Source organism: Mycolicibacterium doricum (assembly GCF_010728155.1).
Lineage (GTDB): Bacteria > Actinomycetota > Actinomycetes > Mycobacteriales > Mycobacteriaceae > Mycobacterium > Mycobacterium doricum.
Genome location: NZ_AP022605.1, coordinates 2,346,356 through 2,364,099 on the forward strand (window position 1 = coordinate 2,346,356; position 17,744 = coordinate 2,364,099).

At 67.6% G+C, this 17,744-nt stretch carries 15 protein-coding genes, 1 tRNA gene and 1 pseudogene; 8 read left to right on the forward strand and 9 right to left on the reverse strand.

The features are described 5' to 3' along the window. Positions 1–71 precede the first annotated feature (71 nt). Genes G6N07_RS11475 through G6N07_RS11500 form a run of 6 tightly spaced genes read right to left on the reverse strand, consistent with a single transcriptional unit; the run spans position 72 to position 4,162 of the window. Positions 72–830, reverse strand: a complete 759-nt coding sequence (locus G6N07_RS11475; protein ID WP_085187918.1) for a 3'(2'),5'-bisphosphate nucleotidase CysQ — start codon at positions 828–830, stop codon at positions 72–74. Beyond that, positions 830–1,663, reverse strand: a complete 834-nt coding sequence (locus tag G6N07_RS11480; protein WP_179959982.1) for an Rv2133c family protein — start codon at positions 1,661–1,663, stop codon at positions 830–832. The genes G6N07_RS11475 and G6N07_RS11480 overlap by 1 nt, the downstream gene beginning before the upstream one ends. Next, positions 1,647–2,234 carry an Rv2134c family protein gene (locus G6N07_RS11485; RefSeq protein WP_085187603.1) on the reverse strand — a complete coding sequence of 196 codons (588 nt, stop codon included), beginning with the start codon at positions 2,232–2,234 and terminating at the stop codon, positions 1,647–1,649. The genes G6N07_RS11480 and G6N07_RS11485 overlap by 17 nt, the downstream gene beginning before the upstream one ends. 28 nt (positions 2,235–2,262) lie before the next feature. Next, positions 2,263–2,979, reverse strand: coding sequence for a histidine phosphatase family protein (locus G6N07_RS11490; protein WP_085187600.1), 717 nt, complete (start codon positions 2,977–2,979; stop codon positions 2,263–2,265). After that, positions 2,976–3,806: an undecaprenyl-diphosphate phosphatase gene (locus tag G6N07_RS11495; RefSeq protein ID WP_085187914.1), complete on the reverse strand. Its 831-nt coding sequence runs from the start codon at positions 3,804–3,806 to the stop codon at positions 2,976–2,978. Before G6N07_RS11495 ends, G6N07_RS11490 begins: the two co-directional genes overlap by 4 nt. Positions 3,807–3,850: 44 nt before the next feature. Further along, positions 3,851–4,162, reverse strand: coding sequence for a hypothetical protein (locus tag G6N07_RS11500; RefSeq protein ID WP_085187597.1), 312 nt, complete (start codon positions 4,160–4,162; stop codon positions 3,851–3,853). Between the two features lie 132 nt (positions 4,163–4,294). On the opposite strand from G6N07_RS11500, the gene G6N07_RS11505 reads away from it, so the two are divergent. The 3 genes from G6N07_RS11505 to G6N07_RS11515 are packed head-to-tail and all read left to right on the forward strand — an operon-like array spanning position 4,295 to position 6,667. Next, on the forward strand, positions 4,295–5,326 hold the full coding sequence (locus tag G6N07_RS11505; RefSeq protein WP_085187594.1) for an NHL repeat-containing protein: 1,032 nt from the start codon (positions 4,295–4,297) through the stop codon (positions 5,324–5,326). Positions 5,327–5,369: 43 nt separating this feature from the next. Next, a complete protein-coding gene (locus tag G6N07_RS11510; RefSeq protein WP_099050112.1) occupies positions 5,370–5,600 on the forward strand; it encodes a DUF5703 family protein in 231 nt (76 codons plus the stop codon). Continuing rightward, positions 5,597–6,667, forward strand: coding sequence for a quinone-dependent dihydroorotate dehydrogenase (locus G6N07_RS11515; protein ID WP_085187588.1), 1,071 nt, complete (start codon positions 5,597–5,599; stop codon positions 6,665–6,667). Before G6N07_RS11510 ends, G6N07_RS11515 begins: the two co-directional genes overlap by 4 nt. An 8-nt stretch (positions 6,668–6,675) precedes the next feature. On the opposite strand, the gene G6N07_RS11520 is transcribed toward G6N07_RS11515, so the two are convergent. Both G6N07_RS11520 and G6N07_RS11525 read right to left on the reverse strand, forming a co-directional pair. After that, the gene (locus G6N07_RS11520) at positions 6,676–7,212 is read right to left on the reverse strand and encodes a YbhB/YbcL family Raf kinase inhibitor-like protein (protein ID WP_085187585.1); all 537 of its coding nucleotides are present in this window, start codon (positions 7,210–7,212) and stop codon (positions 6,676–6,678) included. Between the two features lie 28 nt (positions 7,213–7,240). Beyond that, complete coding sequence (locus tag G6N07_RS11525) at positions 7,241–8,575, reverse strand: M20/M25/M40 family metallo-hydrolase (protein WP_085187911.1); 1,335 nt, start codon at positions 8,573–8,575, stop codon at positions 7,241–7,243. Between the two features lie 76 nt (positions 8,576–8,651). Between G6N07_RS11525 and G6N07_RS11530 the strand changes: the two genes are divergently transcribed. The 5 genes and pseudogenes from G6N07_RS11530 to G6N07_RS11550 all read left to right on the forward strand — a co-directional run bounded on the left by G6N07_RS11530 (position 8,652) and on the right by G6N07_RS11550 (position 13,536). Continuing rightward, positions 8,652–8,737: transfer RNA gene (locus G6N07_RS11530), tRNA-Leu, on the forward strand. 191 nt (positions 8,738–8,928) lie between these two features. After that, positions 8,929–9,384 (forward strand): annotated as a pseudogene (locus tag G6N07_RS20375) (type II toxin-antitoxin system Phd/YefM family antitoxin). 3 nt (positions 9,385–9,387) lie between these two features. After that, a complete protein-coding gene (locus tag G6N07_RS11540) occupies positions 9,388–9,822 on the forward strand; it encodes a type II toxin-antitoxin system VapC family toxin (RefSeq protein WP_085187582.1) in 435 nt (144 codons plus the stop codon). Positions 9,823–10,204: 382 nt separating this feature from the next. Then, a complete protein-coding gene (locus G6N07_RS11545) occupies positions 10,205–10,630 on the forward strand; it encodes an MmpS family transport accessory protein (RefSeq protein ID WP_085187579.1) in 426 nt (141 codons plus the stop codon). Then, positions 10,627–13,536 carry an MMPL/RND family transporter gene (locus tag G6N07_RS11550; protein WP_085187576.1) on the forward strand — a complete coding sequence of 970 codons (2,910 nt, stop codon included), beginning with the start codon at positions 10,627–10,629 and terminating at the stop codon, positions 13,534–13,536. Before G6N07_RS11545 ends, G6N07_RS11550 begins: the two co-directional genes overlap by 4 nt. An 82-nt stretch (positions 13,537–13,618) precedes the next feature. On the opposite strand, the gene G6N07_RS11555 is transcribed toward G6N07_RS11550, so the two are convergent. Continuing rightward, positions 13,619–17,677, reverse strand: a complete 4,059-nt coding sequence (locus G6N07_RS11555; protein WP_179959983.1) for a bifunctional nitrate reductase/sulfite reductase flavoprotein subunit alpha — start codon at positions 17,675–17,677, stop codon at positions 13,619–13,621. Between the last annotated feature and the right edge of the window lie 67 nt (positions 17,678–17,744).

Sequence of the window (17,744 nt, forward strand, 5' to 3'; positions counted from 1 at the left end):
TCGATCAGGGCAGCCTCCGGTTGGTGGCGGTCACGCGCAGTGCGACAACGGCGGCAGCGCTTTCGTCCCGCTCAGTACGCCGAATGGATCGCGGCGAGCAGCACGTCGACCACTTCGGTGCGGCACATCAGCAGATCGGGCAGGTAGGGATCACGCCGGTTGTACACCAGCGGAGACCCGTCGAGCCGGGAGGCGTGCAGACCCGCCGCCCGCACCACCGCCGCTGGGGCCGCCGAATCCCATTCCCACTGGCCGCCGGCGTGGATGTAGGCGTCGACGTCGCCGCGCACCACCGCCATCGCCTTGGCGCCCGCGGAGCCGATGCCGACCATCTCGATGTCCAGGCGCTCGCGGATCCACCACAGCACCGCGGGTGGACGGGCGGCGCTGGCCGTGATCCGGATCGGCCCGTCGGGGCGCGCCCCGGGCGGCGTGACGGTGTCGGTTCGGTACACCTCGCCGCGGGCGGGCAGGGCGACGGCGGCGTCGGTGAGCCCGCCACCGGGTCCACCGGTGCGCTGCCAGAGCGCGATGTGCACCGCCCAGTCCGACCGTGGCGGAAGCGCGTACTCACGCGTGCCGTCGACGGGGTCGACGATCCACACCCGGTCGGCGTCGACCCTGGTCACGTCGTCGACCGCCTCCTCGCTGAGCACCGCGTCGTGCGGGCGGTGTTCGCGCAGCCGGTCGAGGATCAGCACGTTGGCACGTTTGTCGCCCGCGTCCCCCAGGTCGTAGGGCTGGTACCAGTCGTACTCCGCACGCAGCGCGACGAGCATCTCACCGGCTTCGGCGGCCACCGCGGCGGCCAGCTCCGCGTCGGTCTGCATCAGAAGGCCGGCCACGGGATCGGACGGCGACGGTCCGGGGTCGGCATGACCGGATTGTCCAGCAGGCCAACGATTCTCGTGCGGAGGGCGGCGACCTCACGGGCGGTGATGTGCGGCCGCAGCTGCTCGCGGAGGGCACCGCCGCGCAGTTCGTCGCCGAGCCGGGCCAAGACCTGGAGGGTCTCGTCGTCGACCGGTTTGCCCGCCCAGCCCCACAGCACGGTGCGCAGTTTGTCCTCGGCGTGCAGACTCACGCCGTGGTCGACGCCGTACACGCGGCCGTCGGCGCCGGCGAGGATGTGGCCGCCTTTGCGGTCGGCGTTGTTGATCAGCACGTCGAACACCGCCATCCGACGCAACCGGACGTCGTCGGCATGCACCAGCGTGACCTCGTCACCGGCGTAGTCGTAGGCCTGCAGGATCGGAAGGTATCCCGACGGGACGCGGCCCGCAGGCAACAGGTCCACCAGCTCCGGGCGAAGATCCTCGCCGTCCTCGCCGTCCTCGTCGCCGAGTTGGTCGACCCACCGCTGGACCATGCCCGGGCCGGCCGGTCCGTCGCGGATCACCGTGTCGGGCACGATGTCCCAGCCCGACGCCGCAGACACGAGATAGGCCCCGTATTCGCGCCCCGCCAGCGTGCCGTCCGGGAAGTCCCACAGCGGCGCCTCACCGGCGACCGGTTTGTACACGCAGTGGATCTGGGCGTCGTCGAGGTGCGCTTCGCACAGGAAGGTGGCATTGCTGGCCGAGCGGATCCGGCCGATGACGGTCAGATCTCCCGACCGCATGACCGTGCCCCCGTCTGTGCCGCCCTCAGACGTCGGCGTCATCGTCGGTTCCGGCGAGCGCGCCGCGCCGATAGCCGTTGGTGCGCACACAGATGTGGCCCTCCGGATCGAGGGGTTCGTCGCACAGCGGGCACGGCGGGCGCCCTGCGGAGATGACGCGGTTCGAACGGGTCGCGAACTGGCGCGCCGATTCGGGGGTGAGGAACACCCGCACCGCGTCCGGGCCGTCCTCGGCGTCGTCGAGCACCACCGAGGCGTCGAACTCGGTCTCCGACACCGCGAGCAGTTCCACGACGATGGTCTGCGCCTCGGAGTCCCACCCCAACCCCATGGTGCCGACCCGAAATTCTGCGTCGACCGGTGTCACCAGCGGGCTGAGATCGTCGACCTCACCGGTGTCGGGCGGGATCGGGGTGCCGAAGCGTCGGTTGATTTCCTGCAGCAGCGCTGCGATGCGTTCGGCGAGCACGGCCACCTGCTGCTTCTCCAGCACGACCGAGACCACGCGCTTGTCGTGCACGGCCTGCAGATAGAACGTCCGGTTCCCGGGCTGGCCGACCGTCCCGGCCACGAAGCGGTCGGGCGTGCGGAAGACGTGAATTGCTCGGGCCATGGCACCTTCCAAAATACCGGGCGGCGGATCAGCCGGTGGAACCGCCGACGACCGCGTCTTCCGGAGGAAGCTCGTCGGAACCGTCCTGCCGGCCGTCGGCGGCGGGTGCGGGTGTGGCCACCAGTCCGGCAGCCAGCTCGGCACCGGTGTGGTTGATGTGCACGACAAACGGGCGCAGTGTCGTGTAGCGGATCACGCTCATCGACGCCGGATCGGCGGTGATGCGCTGGAAGCTGTCCAGGTGCGTGCCCAGCGCGTCGGCGAGCACGGCCTTGATGACGTCGCCGTGGCTGCATGCCACCCACAGGGCGTCGCCGCCGTGCTCCTCGGCCAGGCGCCGATCGTGTTCGCGCACGGCCGCGACGGCCCGGGCCTGCACCTGTGCGAGGCCTTCCCCCTCCGGGAACACCGCCGCGCTCGGCTGCTGCTGCACCACCGCCCACAGTGGTTCCTTGACGAGTTCGCCGATCTTGCGACCGGTCCAGGTGCCGTAGTCGACCTCGGAGAGCCTCTCCTCGACGACGGGTTCGAGGCCCAGCGCAGCGGCGAGCGGCTCGACGGTGCGCCGGCAGCGCAGCAGCGGTGAGCGCACAATCGCCCGCACCGGCAGACCGCTCATCCGGCCGACCACGGCCTCGGCCTGTTCGGCGCCGCGTTCGTCGAGATCCACACCCTCGCTGCGGCCGGCGAGTGTGTGCGCGGTGTTGGACGTCGAACGGCCGTGGCGCAGCAGGATCACGGTCATTGCGCGGCCACCACCCCGGTCGACAACAAGATCAGCACCACCACGCCCAACCCCACCCGGTAGCCGACGAACCAGTACATGCCGTGGCGTACCAGGAACCGCAGGAACCACGCCACCGCGGCGAACCCGACGACGAACGCGATCACCGTGGCCACCAGCAACTGCGGTCCGGTGGCGCTCATCCCCTCACCCACCGGGGCGAAGGCGTCGGGTAGCGAGAACAGCCCCGAGGCGAACACCGCGGGGATGGCGAGCAGGAACCCGAACCGCGCGGCCAGTTCGCGGTCGAGGCTCAGGAACAGCCCGGCGCTGATCGTCGCCCCGGACCGCGACACCCCGGGGAGCAACGCCAGGCACTGGGCGAAGCCCACGATGACGCCGTCGCGCCAGGTGAGTTGTTCGACGTGGCGGACCTGCCTGCCGAAGTACTCGGCGGCGGCGATGACGGCGGAGAACACGATCAGCGCGATCGCTATGGCCCACAGGTTGCGGGCAGCGGTACGGATCTCGTCTTTGAGCAACAGCCCCGTCACGGCGATCGGGATGGTGCCGATGATCACGTACCAGCCCAGCCGGTAGTCGGCGTCACGGCGCTCGCGGTCGCGCAGACCGCCCAACCATGCCCGCACGATCCGCCCGATGTCGCGGGTGAAGTACACCAGGACCGCCACCTCGGTGCCCAGCTGAGTAACCGCGGTGAAGGACGCGCCCGCGTCGTCATCGAAGAACACCCTCGACACGATCGCGAGGTGGCCCGAAGACGATACGGGCAGGAATTCGGTGAGACCCTGGACGACGGCGAGGACGATGACCTGCAACCACGACATGTCCGGGGCGTCGATCACGACGACGACCGTACCGTGGCCGGGGGTCAGCGACCGGGCCGAGCCACCGGCTGGGCGGTCCGGACCGCGTCGCGCACCGCGGCGGCCACGCTGCGTTCGTCGGTCAGGTCGATGTCGGTGAGCCTGCGGCTGGTCGCGGCGACCACGTCCTCCTCGGTCGGGACCGGGCCGCGCAGCCGCGGCCGGTACACCTCGATGACGAGGTGCTGTCGCTCGACGTGGAACGAGAAGCTCCGGCCGTCGCCGAGGTGTCCAAAGCCACTGGCGTGGACACCGGTGGAGATGTCCTCGAATGTGAACTCGTCGCTACCCGCGCGCCGCTCTGTCACCAGCGTCATAGCGTCACCATAGCCAGAGTTATGTAAGACGGTCTAGGGAATCCACGGAGTCGGTCAGTCCGATAGTGCCTAGACTGGCGCACCGACCGACGAATGCCAAGAAACTTCGTTCGCACAACCGAGAGCTACCCCGTGTCGCTGCGCGTGAACCCTCGATCTCAGCTGCTGGCCGTCGCCGTCGCGACGGTGGCCATCGCCACTGCCGGCTGTTCGTCGAATCCGGTCGATGCGCCACCTCCCACGATCACGCCCGCATCGGCCGCGACGTCGCCCCCGGTCATCGGTACGCCGGACGGGACCGTGCGTCCGCTGGCCGCCGAGGCCCGCGCCGCGCTCTTCGATCCAGCGACCCGATCACTTGTGGTGCTCGCGTCTGGGCCCCATGGTCAGTCGGCGCTGACGGTGCTGCCCTCGGCGGGGGCGCCGCGCACCGTGCCGACCCCCGAGGCGGCGACGGCGATGGCCGGGGGCGACGACGGCATGCTTTACCTTTCCGCGCGCGGCGGCTACCTGCGCGTCGACGTCGCGGCCGGCGCCGTCGACCGGGTCGACGTGGAAGGTGAGGCCAACACGGATTTCACCGCCATCACGCGTCGCGACGACGGGCGCCTGGTGCTCGGCACGTCCGACGGCGCGGTGCTGACGCTCGAGTCGGACACCACTGTCGGTGCTCGGTTGGCGATCTTCGCCCGCGTGGACGGCCTTGTCACACAGGGCAACACTACGGTCGTACTGGACCGGGGACAGACATCGGTGACGACGGTCGACGCCAGCGGCACCAAGGCGGCGCAGGCCCTGCGCGCCGGTGACGGCGCCACCACGATGGCCGCCGATCCGCAGGGCCGGGTGCTGGTCACCGACACTCGAGGGAACGAACTGCTGGTGTTCGGCACGGACCCGCTGATCATGCGACAGCGCTACCCGGTGCCCGACTCCCCCTACGGGCTGGCCGGCTCGAGCGGGCTGGCGTGGGTGTCGCAGACGGCGACGAACACAGTGATTGGCTACGATCTCTCCACCGGAATCCCCGTCGAAAAGGTGCGTCACCGAACCGTGCAGCAACCGAACCTCCTCGCCTACGACGATGTGTCTGGCACCCTGTATGTGGTGTCTGGGACGGGAGCGGGTGTGCAGGTGATCAGCGGCGCCGCGGAGCCGCGGTGACGGCAGAAGCGATGAAGCCGCGGTGACGGCCGCGCGTGGCCGGATGCCTGCGGCATGGGACAAGGTGGTCGCGGAGGCGTCCGACGAGTGGGAGTGGGCTCCGCTGCGGCTGCCACCGGATGTCACCAGGATCAGCGCCTCGATCCGGCTGTCGATCGAGGCCGAGTACCGCGGGTGGGAGCTGACCCGGGTGCGGGCCTACACCGACGGCAGCCGGCGGGTGCTGCTGCGCCGCCGCAAGGCGGCGGGCTCGGTGGAGCAGCCGGAGCAGTGACCGGCTACCGCGCGTTGCGGCGGGTGCTGTTCCTGGTCTCCCCCGAACGCATCCACACCTGGGTCTTCACGCTCCTTCGCGCTGTCACCACCCCGGGCCCGCTGCGCCGGGCGATGCGCAGCCGGCTCGCACCCCGCGACCCCGTGCTGGCCAGCACCGTGTTCGGCGTGCGCTTCCCGGGGCCGCTAGGGTTGGCGGCCGGCTTCGACAAGGACGGCCGCGGCCTGCACACCTGGGCGGCATTGGGATTTGGTTACGCCGAAGTGGGCACCGTCACCGCCCGCCCGCAACCCGGCAACCCCGAACCCCGGTTGTTCCGCCTCCCCGAGGACCGGGCGCTGCTCAACCGCATGGGGTTCAACAACGACGGCGCGGCGCGGCTCGCGCAGCGCCTCACCCGCCATACCTGCGGCGCCCCCGTCGGCGTGAATATCGGCAAGACGAAGACCACCCCTGCCGAGCGCGCCGTGGAGGACTACGCCGACAGCGCACGCCAGCTTGGGGGCCTCGCGACGTTTCTCGTGGTCAACGTCAGCTCGCCGAACACTCCCGGCCTGCGTGACCTGCAGGCGGTCGAGGCCTTGCGGCCCATCCTGACCGCGGTGTGCGCCCATACCTCGACCCCGGTGCTGGTGAAGATCGCCCCCGATCTGTCCGATACCGACGTCGACGAGATCGCCGACCTGGCAGTGGAGTTAGGGTTGGCCGGCATCGTGGCCACCAACACCACGGTGTCGCGCACGGGATTGAAGACTCCGGGCGTCGAGGACCTCGGACCGGGCGGCGTGTCCGGCGCACCGTTGGCCGCCCGGTCGCTCGAGGTGTTGCGTCGGCTGTACCGCCGCGCCGGTGACCGGTTGGTTCTCATCAGCGTCGGTGGCATCGAGACCGCCGACGATGCCTGGGAGCGCATCACCTCGGGCGCCTCGCTGTTGCAGGGTTACACGGGGTTCGTCTACGGGGGCGGGTTGTGGGCCAAGCACATTCACGACGGGCTCGCCCAGCGACTGCACGCCGAGGGCTTCACCGCACTGTCCGACGCCGTGGGATCCGCGCTGCGCCGCTGAGCCGAGGCCTACTTCTGCTCGTGCGTGCCGTGGATGATTGCGCGGGCGATAGCGTGGCTGAACAGGTTGAACCCGAGATAGGCGGGGGTGGCGTCCTCGGGAATGTCGAGACTCTCGACGTCAACGGCGTGCACCACGACGAAGTAGCGGTGCGGGCCGTGCCCCGGCGGCGGCGCGGCGCCCACGTAACGTTTCATGCCGGCGTCGTTGGCCAGCGTGACGGCATCGCCGGGGAAGCCCTTCGCGCTGCCGTCACCCACGCCGGCGGGCAGGTCGGTGACCGTGGCCGGCAGGTTGAACACCGCCCAGTGCCAGAAGCCGGATCCGGTCGGCGCGTCGGGGTCATAGACCGTGACGGCGAAGCTGCGCGTCTCTTCCGGGAAGCCCGACCAGGACAGCTGCGGCGACACGTCGGAGCCGCCCGCGCCCATCAGGCCGCTCACCTGGTCGTTGGACAGTGGCTGCCCGTCGGCCACCGACTCGGAGGTCAGCGTGAACGACGGCAGTTTCGGCAAAAACTCATACGGGTTGTACGGAAAAGCCATGATGTCCTTTCGCGTGGATGGGAACCGCTCAGCAGTGCTCGAGGAAGTGTTGCAGAACCTGCGCCCCGAATTCGAGAGCATCGACGGGTACCCGTTCGTCGGTGCCGTGGAAGAGCGCGGCAAAGTCGAGTTCCGGCGGCAGCCGCAGCGGGATGAATCCGAAGCAGCGGATGCCCAACCGTTGGAACGACTTTGCGTCAGTGCCGCCGGAGAGCATGTACGGCACGGTGCGGGCGTCGGGGTCCAGCGCCAGCAGTGAGGCGTTCATCTGGTCGACGAGGTCGCCGTCGAACGTCGTCTCGTACGACGGCAGGTCACGCTCCCAGGAGCGCACCACGTCGGGTCCGATCAGCGCGTCGACCTCGCGTTCGAACGCCTCCTTGCGGCCCGGCAACACCCGGCAGTCCACCATGGCCTCCGCGGTCTGCGGGATGACGTTGGCCTTGTAGCCGGCCTTGAGCATCGTGGGGTTGGCGGTGTCGCGCAGCGTGGCGCCGACGATGCGCGCGATGCCGCCTAGCTTGGCGATCGACCCCTCCAGGTCCGGGGAGTCCACGTCGAACGAGTACCCGGTCTCCTCGGCGACGGCAGTCAGGAACTGTTCGACGGTGTCGCTGAGCACGAGCGGGAACTGGTGACGCCCGAGCTTGGCGACTGCTTCGGCGATCGCGGTGACCGCGTTGTCGTCGTGCACCATCGAGCCGTGCCCCGCGCGGCCGCGCGCGGTGAGCCGCATCCACGACAGGCCCTTCTCGGCCGTCTCGATGAGGTAGAGGCGGCGATCACCGCCGTCGCGACGCGGGACCGTCAGGGAGAAACCACCGACCTCGCCGATCGCCTCGGTGACGCCGTGGAACAGGTCGGGCCGGTTGTCCACCAGCCAATTGGCGCCGTAGGTACCGCCGTGCTCCTCGTCGGAGACGAAGGCGAAGACCAGATCGCGCGGCGGGACGATGCCTTCGCGTTTGAAGTGGCGGGCGACGGCGATCATCATCCCGCACATGTCTTTCATGTCCACCGCGCCACGACCCCACACGTAGCCGTCGCAGACCGCACCGGAGAACGGGTGCACGCTCCAGTCGGCCGGTTCGGCCGGCACCACGTCGAGGTGGCCGTGGATCATCAGCGCACCGCGCGACGGGTCGGCACCCGGCAGACGCGCGAACACGTTGCCCCGATTCAGTGCGCCGGCCTCGAGGTACTCACAGTCGTAGCCGACCTCTTCGAGTTGCGTCTGCACCCACCGAGCACACTCCCCCTCACCCTTGGTGGTGGCCGGGTCTCCGGTGTTGGAGGTGTCGAAGCGAATCAGCGAGCTGACCAGTCCGATCACCTCATCCGCGGGTCCTGTCACAACCACTATTCGTACCAGGGGCACTTGGTTTGGGTTCGGGCTGCCTGATCCGATAGCCTTAGCTGCCCACGCTGGACGTGGGCAGGTCCGAGTGGCGGAATGGCAGACGCGCTAGCTTGAGGTGCTAGTGCCCTATTAACGGGCGTGGGGGTTCAAGTCCCCCCTCGGACACAATTTGTGAGCTCGAATAATAGCTGAACCCGCTCTGAGCTTGGTAGGAGCCGTTTGTGTTCATTTGCTCCCATCGATTGGGCATCGCATTGATGTTCTAAATCTGTCGTACGACAATCTGTCGTACGACAGGAACGGCGAATATCCCATTGCGGTGCTATGGCGCGGCGTGTCCGCCGCGACACCTTCGGATGGAGCTTGGACGGAAGGCGACCAGCCACCATGACATCGACCGTCTCGGTGTCGCTAGCACCGCGGACGAATCGGTGTACTGGCTGCGTTGCCACCGCGCGTCCGGGTTGCGCAGATCAATCTCTCAAGTCGTCGTCGCCGCACTCAGCAGTGACATGTACAAATCACGGTTCAACGAGTGTACAGTTCACGGTGTGGATGTATCCGTGACAGAGTTGCGCGCGCACCTCAGCGATTGGCTCGATCAGGTTCGGGCTGGTGTTGAGGTCGTCATCACCGACCGCGGGATTCCGGTCGCGCGACTCGCTGCGCTGGACAGCACAGACACCTTGGAGCGTCTCACGGCCGAAGGCGTGATTGGCAAGCCCGCCGCGCAGCGCCCCGTCGCTGCGGGACGGCCCAGGCCCCGACCGCGGCGGCCGGTGTCTGACCGGGTCAGCGACCAGCGGCGGTGACCGGTGCCGCTGGTCTACTTCGACGCCAGCGCCTTCGTCAAACTTCTCACCACCGAGACAGGGAGCTCGCTGGCGGCCGCGTTATGGGACGGCTGCGACGCCGCACTGTCCAACCGCCTGGCCTACCCCGAAGTCCGCGCCGCACTCGCCGCAGCGGCCCGCAATCACGACCTAACCGAATCCGAGCTCGCCGACGCCGAGCGTGACTGGGAGGACTTCTGGGCCGCCACCCGCCCAGTCGAACTCACCGCGACGGTTGAACAGCACGCCGGCCACCTGGCCCGAGTCCACGCCTTGCGCGGAGCTGACGCAGTTCATTTGGCCAGCGCCTTGGCTGTCGGCGAACCCGGGCTGATCGTCGCCGTTTGGGACCGACGCCTGCACGCCGGAGCCCAAGCCGCCGGGTGCCGAGTCGCCCCCGCGCAACTTGATCCCTAGTCCGACCGTTCGACGTTAGAGTGCGCCAGCCCGGCGGCGGACGACGATCAGGTACCCATTTGCCAAGTCTCAACTCGTGTCGTAGATGGCCAAGTCCCCCCTCGGACACAATTTGTGAGCTCGAAGAATAGCTGAACCCGCTCTGAGCCGATCAGAGCGGGTTCTCCGATTTTGCTGCTATCGGCTGCTGTGCCGAGGGTGTCAACGTGGTGCTCGCGCGCAGCGTACGCAGGATCGCAGAGCAGCATGACGCATTCAGCGGCCTCGCCGTGGGAGAGCGCTCGGCGTAGCCGGATTGACGCACTCCCACTCGTCAGTTTAGGTTAACTACCTAAATTCCGCCCGTAACCGCGGTATCAGACAGGTAAGAAGGCAGGTTGGCATGATCACCGTGATCAAGAAGTCGTGGCTACCTGTGCTGATCGTGGCAGCATTGGCGATCGGCTTCGTCAGCATTTCCTACCTGCGGTCGGTCTTCGGATCGAATGGGGCGGTGGTGACACCGGTGGGGTCGGACACTGCCGAGGACTTCAATCCCACGGTCGTCACCTATGAAGTGTTCGGCACAGGCACATCCGCGGTCATCAACTACACCGATCTCGACGGGTTGCCGCAGCGGACCGGGCAGGTAGGTCTGCCATGGACCCTGACCTTGGAGACGACCATCCCGTCGGTCAGACCGGATCTCCTCGCCCAGGGCGACGGGCAGTTCATCGGTTGCCGGGTGACCGTCGACGGTGAGGTAGAAGACGAAAGGACGGCTGAGGGTGTGAACGCGGCGACGTACTGCTTGGTGAAGGCGGCATGACGACTCACATCGGCGACAGCGTGACCGACGCCCTTCCCGGTTCTCACCAACCGCACCGGTCGCCGCTGGCCCGGTTCATTCGAGCCTTCGCCGTTCCGATCGTCCTGGTGTGGATCGCGATCGTGGCCTTCCTCAACGTCTCCGTGCCGCAGCTCGAGGACGTCGGCGAGATGCGCGCGGTGTCCATGAGCCCCGATGACGCGCCCGCCCTCATCGCCACCAAGCGCGTCGGCGCGGTCTTTGAGGAGTACACCACCAGCAGCTCGGTGATGATCGTGCTCGAGGGTGACGAACCCCTGGGCCCAGACGCGCACGCGTTCTACGACGAGATGGTGCGCCAGTTACGCGCCGACGCCACCCACGTCCAGCACGTCCAGGACTTCTGGGGCGACCCTTTGACCTCATCGGGGGCCCAGAGCATGGACGGCAAGGCCGCCTACGTGCAGGTGTACATCGCCGGTAATCAAGGCGAGTCGCTGGCCAACGAGTCGGTCCAGACGGTGCGCGAGATCATCGCCGGAATCCAGCCGCCCGCCGGCGTGCAGGCCTACGTGACCGGGCCGGCGGCGACGACGGCGGATCAGCGCGTGGTCGGTGACGCGAGCATGAGGACGATCGAGGCTCTGACGTTCGCCGTCATCATCGTCATGCTGCTGCTGGTCTACCGCTCGGTCGTCACGGTGGTGATCACGATGGGGATGGTGGTCGTCGGGCTGCTCTCCGCGCGGGGGATCGTCGCGTTCCTCGGCTATCACGAGATCTTCGGGCTCTCCACGTTCGCCACCAACTTGCTGGTGACGCTGGCCATCGCGGCCGCCACCGACTACGCCATCTTCCTCATCGGGCGCTACCAGGAGGCCAGACGCGCAGGTGAGGATCGAGAGTCGGCCTACTACACCATGTTCCACGGCACCGCGCACGTCGTGCTGGCATCGGGCATGACGATAGCGGGGGCGGCGCTGTGCCTGCACTTCACCCGACTGCCGTACTTCCAGACCATGGGCTTCCCGTTGTCGATCGGCATGGTCATCGTGGTGGCCGCCGCACTGACGCTGGGTCCGGCGGTCATCTCGATCGTGACTCGTTTCGGGCGGATTCTGGAGCCCAAGGGTACGAAGCGGGCCCGCGGGTGGCGTCGTGTCGGAGCGGCCACGGTGCGTTGGCCCGGCGCGGTGCTGGTCATGGCGGTGGTCCTGGCTCTGGTGGGCCTGTTGACGCTGCCCGGCTACCACACCACTTACAACGACCGCATCTTCCTTCCCGAGGACGTGCCGGCCAACGTCGGCTACGCGGCCGCCAATCGGCATTTCTCCGAGGCCAAGATGAATCCGGAACTGGTCATGGTGGAGGCCGATCACGACCTACGCAACCCCGCCGACTTCCTGGTGATCGACAAGATCGCCAAGGCGATGGTCCGCGTGCACGGCATCGCCCAGGTGCAGACGATCACACGGCCCGACGGCAAGCCGATCGAGCACGCGTCGCTGGCCTACACCGTCAGCCAGAGCGGCACGGGCCAGATCATGACCAACGATTATCAGCAGAAGGTGCTGGAGAACACCCTCAAGCAGGCTGACGACCTGCAGATCAGCATCGACTCGATGACGCGGATGCACAGCCTCACTCTCCAGATGGCCGAAGTCACGGCACGAATGGCCGAAAAGATGAGGACCACCTCCGAGCACACCACCGAGGTTCGCGACCACCTGGCCGATTTCGACGACTTCTTCCGGCCGATCCGCAACTACTTCTACTGGGAGCCGCACTGCTACGACATCCCGGTCTGCTGGGCGTTGCGCTCGGTCTTCGACAGCCTCGACGGCATCAACCTGTTGTCCGAGGACTTGGAGGCCGTGGTGCCCGACATCGAAGAACTGGCGACCTTGACGCCACAGTTGGCCGCCTTGATGCCTGCGCAGATCCAGACGCTGCAGAACCAGAAACAGCTGCTGCTCAACCAGTACCAGGCACAGAAAGCGCAGCAGGACCACACCATGGCGGCGCAGGAGAACGCCACCGCGATGGGTGAGGCGTTCGACGCCGCCATGAACGACGACACCTTCTACCTGCCGCCGGAGGCATTCGAGACGGCGGACTTCCAGCGCGGCATCAAGCTGTTCCTCTCGCCCGACGGTCACGCCGTCCGATTCACGGTGATCCACCAGGGCGACCCGTTGACCGAGGAGGGTACCGAGCACATCGAACCGTTGCAGATCGCCGCCGTCGATGCCATAAAGGGCACGCCACTGGAAGGCTCTACGGTCTACGTAGGTGGCAGCGCCGCCACCTACAAGGACATGCAACAGGGCGCGGACTACGATCTGCTCATCGCAGGGGTCGCATCGCTGCTCCTCATCCTCCTCATCATGGTGGTGCTCACGCGGGCAATCGTCGCCGCCGCAGTCATCGTCGGGACCGTGGTTCTGAGTCTCGGAGCATCGTTCGGCCTGTCGGTTCTGATCTGGCAGCACCTCATCGGGATCCCGCTGCACTGGATGGTTCTGCCGATGGCGGTCATCGTCCTGCTCGCCGTCGGTGCGGACTACAACCTGCTCCTGGTCTCCCGGATGAAGGAGGAGATCGGCGCCGGTCTGAACACTGGCATCATCCGGTCGATGGCGGGCACCGGATCGGTGGTCACTTCGGCCGGCCTGGTCTTCGCGTTCACGATGATGTCCATGGCGGTCAGCAATCTGATTGTCATCGGACAGGTCGGCACCACCATCGGTCTGGGCCTACTGTTCGACACGCTCGTCGTGCGTTCGCTGATGACACCGTCACTCGCGGCCCTGTTCGGGAAGTGGTTCTGGTGGCCCATGCACGTTCGCCAGCGTCCGCTGCCGCGGCCGTGGCCGACAGTTGGATCCCCCGGTGCCACCGGATCGGTCGGGGGCCCCGGTAGCTGACCTCGATGGCGCCCTCGACGCGATCCCGGCGGTCTTCGGCCTCACCCAAACCTGAACATCGTCTTCCCAAGTAGACAGCCGGTCAGTACACGTCGCGCAGGTAGCGTTTGCCTGCGACAAGACTCTTCTTGTATTCCCGCGCAGCCGATTCCGACATGCCACCGTGCTTTCGGATGATCTCGGTGAGGGCGGTGTCGACGTCCTTGGCCATCCGGGCGGCGTCGCCGCAGACGTAGAGGTGGGCGCCGCTCTCCAGCCAGCTCCACAGTTCGGCGCCGTGTTCGGCCATCCGGTGCTGGACGTACACCGACTTCGGTTGATCGCGGGAGAACGCCAGGTCGAGCCGGGTCAGGAACCCGTCGGTGACCATGTCCTGGAGATCGTCGCGGTAGTAGAAGTTCTCGTCTCGGTGCCGGTCGCCGAAGAACAGCCAGTTGCGTCCCGTGTGGCCGAGTGCCCGTCTTTCCTGTAGGAACCCGCGGAAAGGGGCGACACCCGTGCCCGGGCCGACCATGATCATCGGGGTGTCCGCGTCCTGCGGCGGCCGGAAGTGCGGCGAGCGCTGCAGGAATACCGGGACCGGCGTGTTCCCGGCCCGGTCGGCAAGATAGGTCGAGCACGCGCCGCCGCGCAGACCGCCGTCGGCGCCTCGATACCGCACCACCCCGACCGTCAACTGCACCTCGTGCGGGCTGACCAGTGGGCTCGACGAGATCGAGTAGTTGCGGGGGGTCAACCGCACCAACACCTCCTGCCATTGCTGCGGGTCGGCATGAACGGCGAACTCACGCACGATGTCGATCCCGTCCCGGCGTTGCAACCACTTGTCCAGCTTTTCCTTCGGCGCGTGCAGGACCTCGGCATCGCGGCTGTTGTCGGCGACGAACCGCAACAGGTTCGGGGTGACCCGGCGAATGTCGTAACAGCACACCAGCGCATCGTGCAGCGACCGCTGGACACCGTCGACTTCCACCACCAGGTCACCGCGCAGGCCGGTGGCGTCCAACCAGGCGTCGACGACCCGCGGATCGTTTCGGGCGAACACACCCAGTGAGTCACCTGCCGCGTAGGACACGTCGTGCTCGGAGATGTCGAATCCGAAGTGGCGCACCTCTTTGGCCGACGTCGGAGCGCTCAGGCCGGTGTTGCGGGCCAGCGGGGCGAGCACCGGCTTGGCGCGAGTGAAGGGCTCGGCGACGGTGGTGTGTCGGGTGATCGTCGTCGCGCCGCCGCCGGACGGTGCCGTCTCACCCGAGTCGCCGCCGAGCAGGGCGGCGACGTCGTCGGCCCACTTCGCCATCGGCTCGTCGTCGTAGGATTCGCATTCGGCTCGGTCGCGCAGTCGGGTGGCGCCCAGCGCGGCCAGTCGGGCGTCGAGGGAGCGGGCGTGGCCGCAGAAGTTGTCGTAGGACCGGTCCCCGATGCCCAGCACGGCGAAGCGGACGCCGTCGAGGCTCGGTGCCTCCGGTGACTCCAGACGGCTCCAGAAGTCCGCTCCGTTGTCGGGTGGACCTCCGTCGCCGAAGGTGCTGGTGACCACCAACACGTCACGCGCGGACTTCAACTCGGCGAGCGCCAGCTCGTCCATGTTCCGCATTCGGCCCTCACCGAGTTTCGCGGCGACCCGCCCTGCGACGTCCTCCGCGTTACCCGTCTGTGACGCCCACACCACCAGCGGTCCCCGGTCGGGCGTATCGGCTTCCGGACGCGCCGGTCCGACGCCGGCGCCGCCACCAGCCCGGGAATAGCGCCCCGCGAGCACACCGTCGATCCACAGCCGCACGTCAGCACGCACCGGGGCGTGCGGCGGCAGCACCGGCACACCCGTCGGGTGGTCGCCGAGGGCACCGAGAAAGGCTGCGAGATAGAGCTTCTCGTCGTCGGTGAGCGCAGGTTTGCGGATGCGGCCAATGCCCAGCTCCGCGACAAGCGGATGGCCGGGGGGCGTGCCAACCGGCTTCACCGGACGCAGGCTGATTGCACAGACCTTGAACTCCGGTTGCAGCGACTCCGGGTCGACGGCGTCGTTGGTCAGGGCGTTGATCGTGAGGTACTCACCGTGCTCGTCGTTCCAGTGGAACGGGACGAAGCAATTGCCCGGCCGCACCCTGTCGGTCACCACCGCGGGAAGCACCGCACGGCCGCGACGGGAGGCGAGTTCCACCGACTCGCCGTCGGTGATCTCGAGTGTGACCGCGTCGACCGGGTGGATCTCGACGAACGGCCCGCTGTTGAGCTTGTTGAGCTTGTCGACCTTGCCGGTCTTGGTCATCGTGTGCCACTGGTGTTGCAGTCGACCGGTGTTCAGCACGATCGGGTAGTCGGCGTCGGGCAGTTCGTCGGCGTCGACATGCGGCCGAGGGATGAACACCGCTCGCCGTGACGGAGTCGCGAAGGCCAGCCGTGGCTGACGGCCGTTCTCGTCGACGTAGAGGTGTTGGCTGACGCCGTCGTTGAGGTAGCGAATGGGATGGCGGTGCTCACGCCCTCCCGGTAGGTCATCGGGCGGCACCGGCCACTGCAGCGGCGTCTGCCGCAACCGGTCGTAGCTCGCACCGCGCAGATCCCATCCAGTCCGGAAATTGGTGAATTCCCTGATCTCGTCGAAGATCTCGGCGCTGCTCTGGTAACTGAAGTGCTCCCCGAAGCCGAGCTGATCGGCGATCTGGCAGATCAGCTGCCAGTCCGGGCGCGCCTGTCCGGCCGGCGGAATCGCCTGCTGCAGCAGGGTCATGGTGCGGTCGGAGTTCACCATCACCGCGTCATGCTCCGCCCAGAGGGTGGCGGGTAACACGATGTCGGCATAGCGGTTGGTGGCGTTGTCGCGGTAGGTGTCCTGGGTGATGACGAGTTCGGCGGCCTCCAAACCGGCGATCGTCGTCTTGCGATTCGGCATGGTTGCCACCGGGTTGGTGCAGATGATCCAGCACGCCTTGATCTCGCCGGCGGCGAGGCGTTCGAACATGTCGACCGCGCCGGGCCCGAACTCCGAGCGGATCGTTCCGCGCGCCAAGCCCCACTTCTGTTCGACGAACTCGCGGTCCTCCGCCGACGTCACGGCCCGCTGTCCCGGCAGGCCCGGCCCCATGTACCCCATTTCGCGGCCACCCATGGCGTTGGGCTGACCGGTCAGCGACATCGGCCCGCTGCCGGGACGACAGATCGCACCGGTGGCCAGATGCAGATTGCAGATCGCATTGGTGTTCGCGGTGCCGTGGACACTCTGGTTCATGCCCACAGCCCAGCAGGTCATCCAGTCACCGGCCTCGGCGATCATCGCGGCGGCCAACCGCAGATCCGACTCACCGATGCCGGTGATCTGGGAGACCCTGGCCGGTGGATAGTCGGCCAAAAACGCCGGCATCCGCTCCCAGCCCTCGGTGTGCTCGGCGATGAACTCCCGGTCGATGTCACCGCTTTCGACGAGCAGGTGCAACAGTCCGTTCAGCAGGGCGAGGTCGGTGCCGGGCTTGATCTGCAGGTACAGGTTGGCCTTGTCGGCCGTGGTCGTGCGGCGCGGGTCGACGACGATGAGTTTGGCGCCCGACTTGAGCCGGTCCGCCATCCGCAGGTACAGGATCGGGTGACAGTCGGCCATGTTGGACCCGATGACGAAGAACAGGTTCGTGAGGTCGAAGTCCTCGTAGGACCCGGGCGGCCCGTCTGAGCCGAGCGACTGTTTGTAGCCGGTGCCCGCGCTGGCCATACACAACCGGGAATTGGACTCCAGGTACTTGGTGCGCAGGAACCCCTTGGCGAGTTTCGTCGCCAGATACTGCGACTCCAGCGACATCTGACCGGAGACGTAGAGCGCCACGGCGTCGGCGCCGTGCTTGTCGACGATGGCCCGCAGTCGCCGCCCGGCTTCGGCGATCGCGTCGTCGACCGGTAGCGGCACCGGTTCGTCGTTGCGCCCGGGACGCAGCAGCGCCGACTTGAGCCGGCCGTCGTCGGCGCGCATCATTTCGGCGTGGGTCGCGCCCTTGGTGCACAAGCGACCGCCATTGGTGGGGTGCAGCTTGTCACCGGAAACGCGGGCGATGACCGGGCGACCACCGTCTTCGTCACCGAGCAGTCTGGTCTGCACCTCGATGCCGCACCCGACACCGCAGTACGAACACGCCGTCCTGGTCACCGCCATGAACCCATGGTGGGCTCGGCTTGTTCCGGTTGCTTTCCGCTGACGTTATCGGAAGGAAAACTGATGC

What these genes read in the sequence shown, in the direction of transcription:
- G6N07_RS11500 (WP_085187597.1), bottom strand. Translation starts at nt 4,162, where the DNA reads ATGACGCTGGTGACAGAGCGGCGCGCGGGTAGCGACGAGTTCACATTC.
- G6N07_RS11480 (WP_179959982.1), bottom strand. Translation starts at nt 1,663, where the DNA reads ATGACGCCGACGTCTGAGGGCGGCACAGACGGGGGCACGGTCATGCGG.
- G6N07_RS11520 (WP_085187585.1), bottom strand. Translation starts at nt 7,212, where the DNA reads ATGGCTTTTCCGTACAACCCGTATGAGTTTTTGCCGAAACTGCCGTCG.
- G6N07_RS11495 (WP_085187914.1), bottom strand. Translation starts at nt 3,806, where the DNA reads ATGTCGTGGTTGCAGGTCATCGTCCTCGCCGTCGTCCAGGGTCTCACC.
- G6N07_RS11550 (WP_085187576.1), top strand. Translation starts at nt 10,627, where the DNA reads ATGACGACTCACATCGGCGACAGCGTGACCGACGCCCTTCCCGGTTCT.
- G6N07_RS11510 (WP_099050112.1), top strand. Translation starts at nt 5,370, where the DNA reads ATGCCTGCGGCATGGGACAAGGTGGTCGCGGAGGCGTCCGACGAGTGG.
- G6N07_RS11545 (WP_085187579.1), top strand. Translation starts at nt 10,205, where the DNA reads ATGATCACCGTGATCAAGAAGTCGTGGCTACCTGTGCTGATCGTGGCA.
- G6N07_RS11490 (WP_085187600.1), bottom strand. Translation starts at nt 2,979, where the DNA reads ATGACCGTGATCCTGCTGCGCCACGGCCGTTCGACGTCCAACACCGCG.
- G6N07_RS11485 (WP_085187603.1), bottom strand. Translation starts at nt 2,234, where the DNA reads ATGGCCCGAGCAATTCACGTCTTCCGCACGCCCGACCGCTTCGTGGCC.
- G6N07_RS11555 (WP_179959983.1), bottom strand. Translation starts at nt 17,677, where the DNA reads ATGGCGGTGACCAGGACGGCGTGTTCGTACTGCGGTGTCGGGTGCGGC.
- G6N07_RS11475 (WP_085187918.1), bottom strand. Translation starts at nt 830, where the DNA reads ATGCAGACCGACGCGGAGCTGGCCGCCGCGGTGGCCGCCGAAGCCGGT.